We start from the raw sequence: 12,197 nt of genomic DNA on the forward strand, positions 1-12,197 counted from the left end.
TGACTTATTTAAGCAGCAGCGCGCCTTCGATCGGCACGTAGCGGCTGGCGGCGCGGATCAGCGAGTTGGCCGTCAGCCCCGGGACGCCATAGGCCACGGCTTCGACGCCATGCTTTTGGATGATGCGTTCGAGCAGCATGTCGAAATCGCCGTCGCCGGAGGCCAGCACCACTTCGTCGACGTGGTCGGCGGCGTCCATGATGTCGAGGGTGATGCCCACGTCCCAATCGCCCTTGGCCGAGCCGTCGCTGCGTTGGATGTAGGGTTTGAGTTTTACCGTAAAGCCCAGGTTGCGCAGGATCTGCTGGAATTGCTGCTGCTTGCTGTCGCCACGGTCGATGGCGTACGCATAGGCTTCGACGATCTGCCCGCGCGCGCTGATGTCAGCCCACAGGGCGGCGTAATTGAAGTGGCAACCGTAGGCCTGGCGCACGGTGTAGTAGAGGTTTTGTACATCGGCGAACACCGCAATTTTCTTCACCGCACTTCCTCATGGATGCCACTTGGACCTCGGACGTGAGAGCCCGCAAAGGCGCCAGTATGCCAGCCATGGGAAAGTTTCAGCGAAAAATCAGCCCGGGGCGACGAAGCGCCCCGGTTGAAGGCGGGTCAGACGAAGGAATCGTCGTCGCCAAACGAGGAAGAATCATCGCTGTAGTCGCTGTCGGCGAAGCTGTCCGAGGCGTTGTCGCTGCCCCAACTGTCATTGCCAGCAAACTTCTGGTCGTCGTTGCCCCAATTGCCGTTATCACTGGCGGGCGCCGGTTCTTCGCGGATGATTTCTTCCACCACTTGCGGCTGTTGCGAGTTGTGGCTGAACAAGCTGCTGATGCCTTCGGCGAGCATCACACCACCGGCCACACCGGCAGCGGTTTTCAACGCCCCGCCAAGGAAGCCGCTGCCAATCGGTGCTGCGGGCGCTTGTTGTGGCTGTTGATAGTTTTGCTGCGGCGCGCCGTAGTTTTGCTGGGGCGCAGGCTGGCCGAACGAAGGCCGCCCAGGCTCACGCCAGCCGCCACCGGAAGCCGCCGGCGCACTTTTTGTGGGTTGCGGGTCACGGGAGCCGCCGCCAAAGATGCTCGACAGAAAACCGCCACTGCTCGGCGCCGGCTGTGCTGCCTGAGCCTTGGCCTGCTGCAACTCATCCTGCAATTGCTGGATCTGCTGGGCCTGTTGCTTGTTCTGCGCGTCGAGGCTCTTGATCGCGTGTTCTTGCACCAGGATCGACTGGGTCATGTAATACCCGGCGGCCGGTTGGCGAGTCATGTGCTCCTTGATCCGCGCTTCGGCCAGGGCGTCGCGGGGGGCTGAGTCCGTTTCGGCTTGCTGCAGCCGTGAAAACAGTCCATCGATCAGGGTTTGCTCTTCGCTGTTCATGGCGACCTCGTTAGATTGCCGGTAAAAATCATGGGCCCGCCTGTGATCAGGCGAGCTACGCACTAGTTATGGGGCTGTTACCAGACGTTTCAATGGTCTTTACGCAAGGTTTACGTTTGCTTACCTCTCGTCATGATCGGTTAAAGTGTGGGCCTTGCTTTTCGGTCTGTGATGAACCTGATGAATCCGTTAGACGTATTGCGCGACTCCTTCCGTTTTACTCAGCGCAACCTGGGCGCCATCGTGCAGCTGTGCCTGCCCCTGGTGATCCTCGAAGCCCTGCTGCAACAGGTAATCGAGCACACGCTGGCGCCGGACGCTTCGCGCGCCTACAGCATTGTGGTGGGGTTAGTGATGTACCCGCTGTACGTCGGCGCCTTGATTTTGTTTCTGGATGCCCGCACGCGTGGCGACTCGCCGCGTACTAAAGACTTGTGGGCGACGGCCTTGACCCTGTGGCCACGCTTCGCCGTGCTGACCGCGATAAGTACATTGCTGGTCTGGCTGGGCCTGTCACTGTTTTACCTACCCGGCCTGTGGCTGATGGTCGTGCTCGGTTTTGCCGAGTACCTGCTGGTGCTGCGCGGCCTGTCGGCGCTGGGGGCGATGCAGGAAAGTTTGCGCCTGACTCGCGGGCATTTTTGGCGAATCCTGGTATGCCTGCTGTGTGTGATGACGCCGCTGTTGCTGCTCAAGGAAGCCACTGATGCCGTCTACCCCAGCCCGAGCCCAATGCTCGCCACCGTGCTCGACAGCGCCCAAAGCTTTTTGCAACTGTTTACCAGCGTGGTGCTGTTCCGTTTATTCATGCTGATCGGTGGCGATGCCGACGCGCGGTGATATGCTCCTGCCACTCCTGAAACGCCATAAGCCGAGCCGATGACCCGTTTATTGCGCATCACCCTGTTGAGCCTGCTGATTATCGCGGGCCTGCTCGCCGCCCTGATCTACAGCCTGACCTGGCGCCCTGCCGACAAACAAACCCTGCCCGTCAGCTGCGTCGCGCCGCGGGCGCCAACGCTGCTGCCCGGGCAGGCGTTGAAGGTCATGACCTGGAATGTGCAATACCTGGCGGGCAAGAACTATGTGTTCTGGTACGACACCGCCGACGGCAACGGCCCGGATGATCGCCCTACCGTGGAAGACATGGCCTCCAGCCTCGACGAAGTGGCGCGGGTGATCCGCGACGAACAACCCGACATCCTGCTGCTGCAGGAACTCGACGAAAACGCCAAGCCCTCCCATTACCAGGACCAGATCGCACTGTTGCAGGAACGCCTGGTCGATCTCTACCCGTGCAGCACCCAGGCCTTCGATTGGAAAGCCGACTTTGTGCCCAACCTGCATATCTTCGGCAGCGTCGGCCGCAAGCTGGTGACGCTCAGCCGCTACCAGATCGAACACGCCGAACGCCTGCAACTGCCGGTGTCCCCAGCCAACATCATCAGCCGCCAGTTCCAACCCAAACCCGCCTTATTGCTGACCTACTTGCCGTTGAGCGATGGTGGCCAATTGGCCGTGCTCAACACCCGGCTGGATGGCGATATGCCTGGGCGGTCGGCGGTACAGGAGCAGGCTAAAGCCACCGTGAAGCTGCTGGATAAATTCGAAGGGCGTGGCACGCCATGGCTGATCGGTGGGGACTTCAACTTGCTGCCACTGGGGCAATTCCTGCGCCTGGAGGCCGATAAGCGCGGGCAGTATTCGCCGGACAGCGAGCTGCATCTGCTGTGGGATAAATACCCGATGATCCCCAGTAACAGTGAATCCAGTGGGATTGACCGGGCGAAGTGGCTTACGCACTTCCCCAATGACCCAAGTGTGGATGGGCCGGATCGGACGTTGGATTATTTGTTCTACAGCCCAAGGATCAAGCGGATAGAGGCCAAAGTACGGCAAGAAGACACACTGCGTATCTCCAACCACCTACCAGTGATCGCCCGGTTCCTGCTCCCGGCCGCGCAATAACCCACACCACAACACTCAATGTGTGTGGGCTTTTGTGGGAGCTGGCTTGCCCGCGATAGCATCGCCTCGGTGAAACAGGTACACCGAGTCGTCTGCATCGCAGGCAAGCCAGCTCCCACACCATCCCGCTCCCAAATTTGATCTCCACAAGCTTTACTTGCGCGGTTTGATCCGGGCGGTGGGTTCGGCCACTAACGGGTCATCCGGCCAGTAATGCTTCGGGTACCGCCCCTTCAAATCCTTTTTCACCTCGGCATACGTGCTGCGCCAGAAGTTCGCCAGATCCTGGGTCACCTGCACCGGCCGGCGCGCCGGGGACAGCAGGTGCAGCTTGACCGCCTGGCGCCCACCGGCAATACGCGGCGTGTCCGCCAGCCCGAACAATTCCTGCAAGCGCACCGCCAGAATCGGCGGCTGTTCGCTGTAGTCCAAACGCACCGAGGATCCCGAGGGCACCTTCACGTGCTGCGGCGCCAGCTCGTCCAGGCGCTGGGGCAGCGGCCAGGGCAACAGGTTGTGCAGGAAACTGGAGATATCCAGGTTGGCGAAGTGGCTCAGGCGCGAGACTTTGCCCAAGTACGGCATCAGCCAATGCTCCAGGCTGGCGAGCAAAGCCTTGTCGCTGATATCCGGCCACTCACTGGTTTTGCCGGCGTCCAGCTGACGCAGCAGCATGACGCGGGCCTGCCATTGGCGCAGTTCAGGCGTCCACGGCAGCAGCTCCAGGCCTTTGCGGCGCACGAGGTTGACCAGCGCCTGGCTGCGCGCGGCCTCGTCCAGACCGCTCAGCGGTTCGCGACTGAGCACCAGTTCGCCGACTTTGCGCTGGCGCTCCGCGCGCAGCACGCCTTCGCGCTCGTCCCAATCGAGCTGGTCGACGTTGCGCACTTGCTCGGCAAGCACTGTGTCGAACAGCGCCGGATCGAAGTCGGCCGCGAGGTAGATGCGCTCTTCGCGCTGGCCCTGACGGCTGCCGAGGTCGGCGATCACCAGCCACGCTTGTTTCATCAGGCTGTCGGCCTCGGCGAACAGCGCGGCACGGCCATTGGCCAGGCGGTATTCGGCGCCGCCGGGGCGACGTTGCTGGGCGACGCGGTCCGGGTAGGCCAGCGCCAGCAAGGCGCCGAGCCAGCGCGGGTGATCGGGATCGGGCACGGCCTGAGTCGCCTGGCCTCTTAAATAGCTGCGGTATTGCCGGGCAAGTTGCTTGGCGCGCTGCACGCCGCCTTGGGTAACTCGCGCACGCTCCTCGCCGGACATCAGCGCCAGCCGGCTGTGCAAATCGGCACCGGCGCCGCGCAAGATGTCACGCTCGCCCAACAGCGCGGCGACGTCACACGCCGTGGCCGCCAGCCCCAGGTCCTGACCGCGCAGCAACAGGTGGGCGATACGCGGATGCGCGGGCAACTCGGCCATCTTCTGGCCATGGGCGGTGAGTTTGTCGTCGTTCAATGCGCCCAGACGCACCAGCAAATCCTGAGCCTGGGCGTACGCGGCAGTCGGCGGCACATCCAGCCACACCAGTTGCGTGGGCGTGACGCCCCAACGCGCCAGTTGCAAGGCCAGCCCGGCAAGGTCGGCGGCAAGGATTTCCGCACTGCCATACGCCGCCAGGCCTTCATGCTGGTCTTCGGACCACAGCCGATAACACACGCCCGGCTCCAGGCGCCCTGCCCGGCCGGCCCGCTGGGTGGCGCTGGCGCGGGAGATGCGTTGGGTGTCGAGGCGGGTCATGCCGCTGCCGGGGTCGAAACGCGGGACCCGCGCCAGCCCGGCGTCGATCACCACGCGCACACCGTTGATGGTCAGGCTGGTCTCGGCGATGTTGGTGGCCAGCACCACTTTGCGTTTGCCGGCGGGCGCCGGGTCAATGGCGGCGCGTTGGGCGTTGAGGTCAAGCTCGCCATGCAGCGGGCACAGCAGCACATCCGGGCGATCACCCAAAGCGTCGGCCAGTTGTTGATTAACCCGGCGAATCTCGGCCTGCCCCGGCAGAAAGACGAGAATGCTGCCGGTCTCGTCATGCACGGCTTCAAGGACGGTCTGCACCACACGCGGCTCGATGAATTCACCGGCCTGGTACGGGCGGCCCCAGCGCATCTGCACCGGGAACATACGCCCTTCGCTGCGCAGGATCGGCGCGTCATCCAGCAGGCCGGACAGGCGTTCGCCTTCGAGGGTGGCGGACATCAGCAGGATTTTCAGCGGTTGTTCGTCGCGAAACAGAGCGCGGCCATTCAGGCTCAGGGCCAGCGCGAGGTCGGCGTCGAGGCTGCGCTCGTGGAATTCGTCAAAGATCAGCAGGCCCACGCCTTCCAGCGCCGGGTCGTCCTGCAAGCGGCGGGTGAGGATGCCTTCGGTGACCACTTCGATGCGTGTATTGGGGCCGACTTTGCTGTCGAGGCGAATGCGATAGCCGACGGTTTCGCCGACCTTTTCGCCCAGCTCACTGGCCAGGCGTTCGGCGGCGGCGCGCGCGGCCAGGCGCCGGGGTTCGAGCATCAGGATGGTCTGCCCGGCCAGCCATGGCTCGTTCAACAAGGCCAAGGGCACGCGGGTAGTTTTACCGGCGCCGGGCGGCGCTTCCAGCACGGCTTCATGGCGAATCGCCAAGGCGTCACGCAGGGCGGGTAAAACATCATCGATCGGCAACGAATTCATACTGGCTCCAAAGCAGAGCGGCGAGTATAACGGCGAACTGCCGGATGCCGGTGCTGGTCTCAAAGACACCTCGTTCTTCCTTAATTGGAATACAGGTAAATGTAGGAGCTGGCTTGCCTGCGATAGCGGTGGGTCAGCTCGGCATGTGTCACTGATCCACCGCTATCGCAGGCAAGCCAGCTCCCACATTGGATCATCGTCGTCTGATGGATCTGGCTTATAGTCATCTTTCAACCGTGTTCAGGAGACTTTTCATGCGTATCGCTTCCCGTGTCATCGGCGGTGTCCTCGCCGTCACCCTGCTGAGCCAACTGACCGCCTGCGGTTCGATTTTCTACCCGGACCGCCGTGGCCAGATCGACGGCAAGATCGACCCGGCGATTGCCGTGCTCGACGCCGTGGGCCTGCTGTTCTATGTGATCCCCGGCCTGATCGCATTCGGCGTGGACTTCGCCACCGGCGCGATTTACTTCGAGCCCGGCAAAACGGCTCAAGTCGCCCCCGAGAAACTGCACGAAGCCATCGGCGCCGACGGCAAGGTCGATAACGCCAAGCTGCAAACCATCATCCAGAAGGAAACCGGCCGCACCCTGCCGCTCGATGACCCGCGCATGATCCAGTTCAAGGGCAGCGTGCAACAACTCGCCTCCCTGGGCCTGCAGCCCGCCGCTTAAGGACTCGACCCGCTTATGACCAGCAGTCCCGAACACGCAAGGCTCTTGCGCCTGGCCACCCGCGCGTCGGTGGGCGTGGCCTGTGCGCTGATTATTACCAAGGCCATTGCCTGGTGGTTCAGTGGCTCGGTGAGCATGCTCGCCGGGTTGACCGACTCGCTGCTTGATGGCGTGACCTCGTTGCTCAACCTGCTGGCAGTGCATTACGCGCTGCGCCCGGCCGATGATGATCACCGTTATGGGCATGGCAAGGCGGAGTCGCTGTCGGGCATGGCCCAGGCATTGTTTATTGCCGGCAGTGCGGTGCTGATCGCGTTCCAGGCGTACCAGCGTTTGCACCATCCGGAACCGGTCGGCGCGCCTTGGCTGAGCATCGGGGTCATCGTGTTTTCGCTGGTGATGACGGTGGCGCTGCTGATGCTGCAACACCGGGTGATCCGCGAAACCGGCTCCAACGCCGTGCGCGCGGACTCGCTGCACTACCGTTCGGACTTGATGCTCAATGGCAGCATTCTGGTGGCGTTGGTGTTGGCGGGGTTCGGCTTCAATCAGGTCGATGCGTGGTTCGGCCTGGGCATCGCCGCGTACATTTTGTGGAGCGCCATCCAGATCGCCCGTGAAAGCTTTGCGGTGTTGATGGACGAGGAACTGCCAGCCGATGTGAGCCAGCACATGCTGGAACTGGCGCGCGGTGTGCCAGGCGTGTTGGGTGCACATGATTTGCGCACGCGGATTTCCGGCAGCCACTGGTTTGTGCAACTGCATCTGGAGTTGCCGGGGGAATTATCGTTGTCGGTTGCCCACGGCATCAGCGACCAGGCCGCCGATGCCATTCACAAGGCCTACCCGCGCGCCGAAGTGCTGGTGCACGCCGACCCGCGGGAAGTGGTCACGGGCAATAAGGCCTAGTACTGCACCTGATACCCGCGGCTGGTGAGGCAGTTGCCCTGGGCTTGGCGGTAGGTTTGCACCACCGCGGGGTCTGGGGCGTAAGTGACGGTCCGTGGGTCGAAACCGCTTTGTTGCACTGCCCAGCGATAACAGTCGTAGCCGTCCTGCTGCACTTGCGCCGGTGACTGGCCGTTGGCCGGGTAGGCCACCACGTCGTAGCCATTGCCCTGCGGCGCGGGTTGCGGTGCCGGCACTTCTGTCGGCGGCTGCACCACCACGTACTGCTGGGTGGCGCTTTCGTAGGTGTAGTACGAACCCGCTGCGAGGAAGAACAGCGCACTCCCCACCCACACTTCGCGCGCATAGTCCGGCAGGTATTGCACGCGAATGCCGTACGGCGGCGTCACCACGACATAACGCGGGCCCTGCGGGCGATACCAGTAGCCGCCGGAGAAGAAATAATCCTGGCCACGGTAAGGCACGCGGTAGTTGCGGTCGGGGAACCGATCCACCGTATAGCCGGGGCGATATTGCGGGCCAGGGCCCCAACCAGTGCCGTGCCCACTGGGGCGACCCGGCCAGCGGTTGTCGTTGGGGTGACCATTATTGAACCCGCCACCTGGACGCCCGGGGCCATTGCCGGCCTGCCAATGCTGGTTGCCATCGTTACGGCGCGGGATGTCCTGATAGTGACCCTGGCGCGGCTCCTGGGTTTGCCGAACCGTGTCCGGGCGCCCCTGAATCGGCAGGTTATTCGCGGGCTGTGGCGCTGGCCGAGGCTGTTCGGCACCTTGCGGGCGACCTTGCCATTGCCCACCGCCGTGCTGCTGTTGTTCGGCGCGATCAAAATGCTGGTTTTGCGGCCGAGGCTGATTGTTCTCGACACGCGGGTTCTGCGGGCGCGGCTGGTTGATTTCCGGGCGCGGTTGATTGTTCTGCGGGCGTTGTTGGTTATTTTGCGGTCGCGGCTGTTCGTTGCCTTGCCGTCCGCCTTCGGGACCTCTTTCATGCTGACCGCCCCCTTCAGAGCGCGGGTCGTCGGCCATTACTTGCGAGCCAACGGTCATCATCAGCAAACCTACACCTGCCATACGCCAGATGCGCTTCATGCTATTCCTCACTGCGGATAAGGGCCTAGAACGTCCGGCCTCATAGATGAGACTGGAAAAGCCTCGCCCGGTTCTGAGACAGGTTATCAGTCACGAGAAGTATTTTTTCGGGTAAAAACGCGCGCAAAGAAAAAGGGATGACCCGTCGGCCGCCCCTTGAGAATTTCGTCCGTGCTCAACGCTTTTGACGTTGGCTCACCTCACGCCGTCTTGTGGACAGTGTGCAGCCTGGAGGCCGACTCAACCCTGCTGGGGCGGCGGCCGCAGCGGGCCTGATTGGGCGGGCTGCAGTGGACTGTTGTCCAGGCGGTGATTCTGTTGGTAATCATAGGCCCGTCGCGCCGACAGATGATTGCGAAGATTGCGTCAATAAACAGTGCTTGCGCAATTTTTAACCCTTCATAGATAATTCGCCGCAATAGTTACGACAAAGGCCAACCCAATGAGCAAGCTTGACCGATACGACCTGAGTATTTTGGCGGAATTGCAGCGCGACGCGAGGATCTCCAACCAGGAGTTGGCCGAGCGTATCGGCTTGTCGCCTTCGCCCTGCTCGCGCCGGGTCAAGCAGCTTGAAGACGATGGCTACATCGCGCGCCAGGTCGCCTTGCTCGATCGCAAGATGCTCGGCCTGAGCCTAACGGCCTATGTGCTGATCGGCATGGACCGCCACACACCCGAGCGTTTCGAGAATTTCGAAGCGGCGATTCGCACCCTGCCGCAAGTGCTGGAATGCAGTTTGGTCACTGGCATGGATGCGGACTATCAGTTGAAAGTGGTGGTGCCAGACATGGATCACTACCAGAAACTGCTGCTGGGCCACCTGACCCGCATTGAAGGCGTGACCAGCGTGCGGTCGAGCTTTGTGCTCAATCAGGTACTCAACAGCACCGAATTGCCGCTGACCCACCTGCGCACTTAAGGTCGCAGAAGATCAAATGTGGGAGCTGGCTTGCCTGCGATACAGGCCACTCGGTGTATCAGCCAGCCCCAGGTGATGCTATCGCGGGCAAGCCAGCTCCCACATTGACCGCGTCAAGACTCAGGTCAATGTTGCGCCTGATGCCCTGCTTTATACTTCCCGCCTGCCCTGTCGGAAAATTCCCACATGAACAACATCGACCCCGCCGTGTTTGAAGAATGGATGATGACTGGCCTGGTCACCATTCTGATCATTTTCATGGGCTTTATCGTTTGGGACTTGGCGAAGAAATCCAAAGCCGGGCGCTTTGGCTCGTTCATTCTGTTCTTCGTACTGGGCCTGGGCGTGGCCGCGTTCATTATCAAGAGCGTGGTGATCGGCCTGATCGAATCCGGCGCCTTATAAACGCGCCGGCACTTCCTTCCATTGGCCTTGGTCCAGGCCATCAATCGACCAGTCACCAATGCGCACGCGCACCAGACGCAAGGTCGGCAGGCCCACCGCAGCGGTCATGCGCCGTACCTGGCGGTTACGCCCTTCACGAATCACCAGCTCCAGCCAGTGCGTGGGCACGCTCTTGCGAAAACGCACCGGCGGATTGCGTGGCCATAATTCAGGTTCGTCCAACTGCCGGGCTTGCGCGGGCAAGGTCATGCCGTCATTAAGCTCCACGCCGTCGCGCAGGCGCTGCAATTGCTCTTCGGTCGGTTCGCCTTCGACTTGCACCCAGTAGGTTTTCGCCAGCTTGTGCTTGGGGTCGGCAATCCGAGCCTGCAGTTGGCCATCGTTGGTCAGCAGCAGCAGGCCTTCGCTGTCACGGTCCAGGCGGCCAGCCGGGTAGATACCGGGGATGTCGATAAAATCCTTGAGGGTCGCGCGCCCGCCTTCGTCGCTGAACTGGGTCAGCACGTCGAAGGGTTTATTGAACAGGATCAGTTTCGGCTCGGCCGGTGGCGCCTTGGCGACACGCCGGGGAGCGCAATACGCAGGTTTCACGCCAGGGCGGCGCGAGTCGGGACGGGTGGGACGGGACATGGCAAAAGGAACATCTAACGGTCAGGACCGACAATGCTAGTGGCCTGACCGCTAAATGACCATCCCAACCGCTTAGCGGAACGGCGGCTCGTCGAAGCTGCGCAATTTGCGCGAGTGCAGCGAGTTGAGTTCGGTGCGCAGCAGATCCACCGCCTCGATGCCGATCTTCAAGTGCTGGCTGACCGCACGCTCATAGAACGCGTTGGCCGAACCTGGCAGCTTGATCTCGCTGTGCAGGGGTTTGTCCGAGACGCACAGCAACGTGCCATATGGCACCCGCAGACGATAACCCTGGGCGGCGATGGTGCCGCTTTCCATGTCCACGGCCACGGCGCGGGACAGGTTGATCAGCGGCCGTTCCTGGGCCCAACGCAGCTCCCAGTTGCGGTCGTCGTAGGTCAACACGGTGCCGGTGCGCAGGCGCTTTTTCAGCTCCTCGCCTTTTTCGCCGGTAACGTTGGCCGCCGCTTGCTGCAGGGCCATCTGCACTTCGGCCAGGGCCGGGATCGGAATATTCGGCGGCACTACGCGGTCCAGAATCCCGTCGCGGCGCATGTAGGCGTGGGCCAGTACGTAATCGCCAATGGTCTGGGATTGGCGCAGGCCGCCGCAGTGACCAATCATCAGCCAGCAATGCGGGCGCAGCACGGCCAGGTGGTCGGTGATGTTCTTGGCGTTGGACGGGCCGACGCCGATGTTCACCAGGGTCACGCCGTGGCCATCAGTGGCCTGCAGGTGATAGGCCGGCATCTGGTAACGGTGCCAGACCACGCCCGCCGCAATCGCCGAGGCTTCGCCGTGGTCCATGCTCTTGTCGATGATCACGTTGCCCGGCAGCACCATGCGGATAAACCGCGGGTCACTGCGCAATTGCTCCAGGCCATGCAGGATGAACTGGTCAACATAGCGATGGTAGTTGGTCAGCAGGATCCACGGCTGCACATGGCGCCAGTCGCTGCCGGTGTAGTGCACCAGACGGCGCAGGGAGAAGTCCACGCGGGCGGCATCGAACAGCGCCAGCGGCAGCGGGTCGGTGTTTTCCCAGTCGTAAAGGCCATCGGCAATACCGTCGGTGGCCGCGGACAGGTCGGTGCTGGGGAACACCCGCGCCAGGGTCGCGGCGGTCACGCCGGAGCCGGCCAGTTCGTCGCCCTGCTCCACCACATACGGGTACGGAATATTCTGTTGGCTCACGCCGACTTCCACCGTCACGGTGAAGTCGTGCATCAGCGGCACCAGCTGCTCCAGCAGGTACTTACGGAATGCGCCCGGATGGGTGACGGTGACGCTGTAGGTCCCCGGCAACTGAACCTTGGCGTACGCCCGAGTGGTCTGTGGGACTTCGCCATGGCAGTGGTAGGTCAGGCGCAGTTCTGGATAGCGAAACAGTGCGCGTTGCGCGGCGTCGGGCTCGACGCGGTCCTTGAGGTATTGCTTGAGGGCTTGATTGAGCGCGCCGGTAGCACGCTCGTGAAGAGCCGCCAGCCGATCCACGGCTTCTTCGGCGGTTTGAACGACAACAAAAGCTTCGGTCACGGTAAGCATCCTGTGTTCTGACTT

12 protein-coding genes are annotated in these 12,197 nt (G+C 62.3%); 6 read left to right on the top strand and 6 right to left on the bottom strand.

Going from position 1 to position 12,197, the window contains the following annotated elements; translation table 11 throughout:
• Positions 1-4: 4 nt before the first annotated feature.
• Positions 5-481 carry an NYN domain-containing protein gene (locus ABWL43_RS25340; RefSeq protein ID WP_119740929.1) on the bottom strand — a complete coding sequence of 159 codons (477 nt, stop codon included), beginning with the start codon at positions 479-481 and terminating at the stop codon, positions 5-7.
• A 128-nt stretch (positions 482-609) separates the two neighbouring features.
• Positions 610-1,377, bottom strand: a complete 768-nt coding sequence (locus ABWL43_RS25345; RefSeq protein WP_404485140.1) for a DUF2076 domain-containing protein — start codon at positions 1,375-1,377, stop codon at positions 610-612.
• Positions 1,378-1,557: 180 nt separating this feature from the next.
• Here ABWL43_RS25345 and ABWL43_RS25350 point away from each other — a divergent pair, with 180 nt between their 5' ends.
• Both ABWL43_RS25350 and ABWL43_RS25355 read left to right on the top strand, forming a co-directional pair.
• A complete protein-coding gene (locus ABWL43_RS25350) occupies positions 1,558-2,217 on the top strand; it encodes a YciC family protein (RefSeq protein WP_242201810.1) in 660 nt (219 codons plus the stop codon).
• A gap of 39 nt (positions 2,218-2,256) precedes the next feature.
• The gene (locus tag ABWL43_RS25355) at positions 2,257-3,345 is read left to right on the top strand and encodes an endonuclease/exonuclease/phosphatase family protein (protein WP_404485144.1); all 1,089 of its coding nucleotides are present in this window, start codon (positions 2,257-2,259) and stop codon (positions 3,343-3,345) included.
• Positions 3,346-3,498: 153 nt separating this feature from the next.
• On the opposite strand, the gene hrpB is transcribed toward ABWL43_RS25355, so the two are convergent.
• On the bottom strand, positions 3,499-6,006 hold the full coding sequence (hrpB, locus tag ABWL43_RS25360; RefSeq protein ID WP_404485145.1) for an ATP-dependent helicase HrpB: 2,508 nt from the start codon (positions 6,004-6,006) through the stop codon (positions 3,499-3,501).
• A gap of 254 nt (positions 6,007-6,260) precedes the next feature.
• On the opposite strand from hrpB, the gene ABWL43_RS25365 reads away from it, so the two are divergent.
• On the top strand, positions 6,261-6,680 hold the full coding sequence (locus ABWL43_RS25365) for a polyribonucleotide nucleotidyltransferase (RefSeq protein WP_106579351.1): 420 nt from the start codon (positions 6,261-6,263) through the stop codon (positions 6,678-6,680).
• 15 nt (positions 6,681-6,695) lie between these two features.
• On the top strand, positions 6,696-7,589 hold the full coding sequence (locus ABWL43_RS25370; protein ID WP_404485148.1) for a cation diffusion facilitator family transporter: 894 nt from the start codon (positions 6,696-6,698) through the stop codon (positions 7,587-7,589).
• Here ABWL43_RS25370 and ABWL43_RS25375 read toward each other — a convergent pair.
• The gene (locus ABWL43_RS25375; RefSeq protein ID WP_404485151.1) at positions 7,586-8,680 is read right to left on the bottom strand and encodes a DUF6515 family protein; all 1,095 of its coding nucleotides are present in this window, start codon (positions 8,678-8,680) and stop codon (positions 7,586-7,588) included. The two genes, ABWL43_RS25370 and ABWL43_RS25375, sit on opposite strands and share 4 nt — an antisense overlap.
• Before the next feature lie 442 nt (positions 8,681-9,122).
• On the opposite strand from ABWL43_RS25375, the gene ABWL43_RS25380 reads away from it, so the two are divergent.
• Both ABWL43_RS25380 and ABWL43_RS25385 read left to right on the top strand, forming a co-directional pair.
• Positions 9,123-9,602, top strand: coding sequence for an Lrp/AsnC family transcriptional regulator (locus ABWL43_RS25380; RefSeq protein WP_003194418.1), 480 nt, complete (start codon positions 9,123-9,125; stop codon positions 9,600-9,602).
• 195 nt (positions 9,603-9,797) lie between these two features.
• A complete protein-coding gene (locus ABWL43_RS25385) occupies positions 9,798-10,007 on the top strand; it encodes a DUF2788 domain-containing protein (protein ID WP_007975837.1) in 210 nt (69 codons plus the stop codon).
• On the opposite strand, the gene ABWL43_RS25390 is transcribed toward ABWL43_RS25385, so the two are convergent.
• Together ABWL43_RS25390 and amn are read right to left on the bottom strand one after the other, a co-directional pair.
• The gene (locus tag ABWL43_RS25390; RefSeq protein ID WP_404485155.1) at positions 10,002-10,637 is read right to left on the bottom strand and encodes a pseudouridine synthase; all 636 of its coding nucleotides are present in this window, start codon (positions 10,635-10,637) and stop codon (positions 10,002-10,004) included. The two genes, ABWL43_RS25385 and ABWL43_RS25390, sit on opposite strands and share 6 nt — an antisense overlap.
• A gap of 72 nt (positions 10,638-10,709) precedes the next feature.
• Positions 10,710-12,182 (bottom strand): AMP nucleosidase, encoded by a 1,473-nt coding sequence (amn, locus tag ABWL43_RS25395; protein WP_178119700.1) that lies wholly within the window; start codon positions 12,180-12,182, stop codon positions 10,710-10,712.
• Between the last annotated feature and the right edge of the window lie 15 nt (positions 12,183-12,197).

Origin of the sequence: Pseudomonas sp. HT11, assembly GCF_044875395.1 — a bacterium.
Taxonomy (GTDB): domain Bacteria; phylum Pseudomonadota; class Gammaproteobacteria; order Pseudomonadales; family Pseudomonadaceae; genus Aquipseudomonas.

What these genes read in the sequence shown, in the direction of transcription:
- ABWL43_RS25345 (WP_404485140.1), bottom strand. Translation starts at nt 1,377, where the DNA reads ATGAACAGCGAAGAGCAAACCCTGATCGATGGACTGTTTTCACGGCTG.
- ABWL43_RS25350 (WP_242201810.1), top strand. Translation starts at nt 1,558, where the DNA reads ATGAATCCGTTAGACGTATTGCGCGACTCCTTCCGTTTTACTCAGCGC.
- ABWL43_RS25355 (WP_404485144.1), top strand. Translation starts at nt 2,257, where the DNA reads ATGACCCGTTTATTGCGCATCACCCTGTTGAGCCTGCTGATTATCGCG.
- hrpB (WP_404485145.1), bottom strand. Translation starts at nt 6,006, where the DNA reads ATGAATTCGTTGCCGATCGATGATGTTTTACCCGCCCTGCGTGACGCC.
- ABWL43_RS25365 (WP_106579351.1), top strand. Translation starts at nt 6,261, where the DNA reads ATGCGTATCGCTTCCCGTGTCATCGGCGGTGTCCTCGCCGTCACCCTG.
- ABWL43_RS25370 (WP_404485148.1), top strand. Translation starts at nt 6,696, where the DNA reads ATGACCAGCAGTCCCGAACACGCAAGGCTCTTGCGCCTGGCCACCCGC.
- ABWL43_RS25375 (WP_404485151.1), bottom strand. Translation starts at nt 8,680, where the DNA reads ATGAAGCGCATCTGGCGTATGGCAGGTGTAGGTTTGCTGATGATGACC.
- ABWL43_RS25380 (WP_003194418.1), top strand. Translation starts at nt 9,123, where the DNA reads ATGAGCAAGCTTGACCGATACGACCTGAGTATTTTGGCGGAATTGCAG.
- ABWL43_RS25390 (WP_404485155.1), bottom strand. Translation starts at nt 10,637, where the DNA reads ATGTCCCGTCCCACCCGTCCCGACTCGCGCCGCCCTGGCGTGAAACCT.
- amn (WP_178119700.1), bottom strand. Translation starts at nt 12,182, where the DNA reads ATGCTTACCGTGACCGAAGCTTTTGTTGTCGTTCAAACCGCCGAAGAA.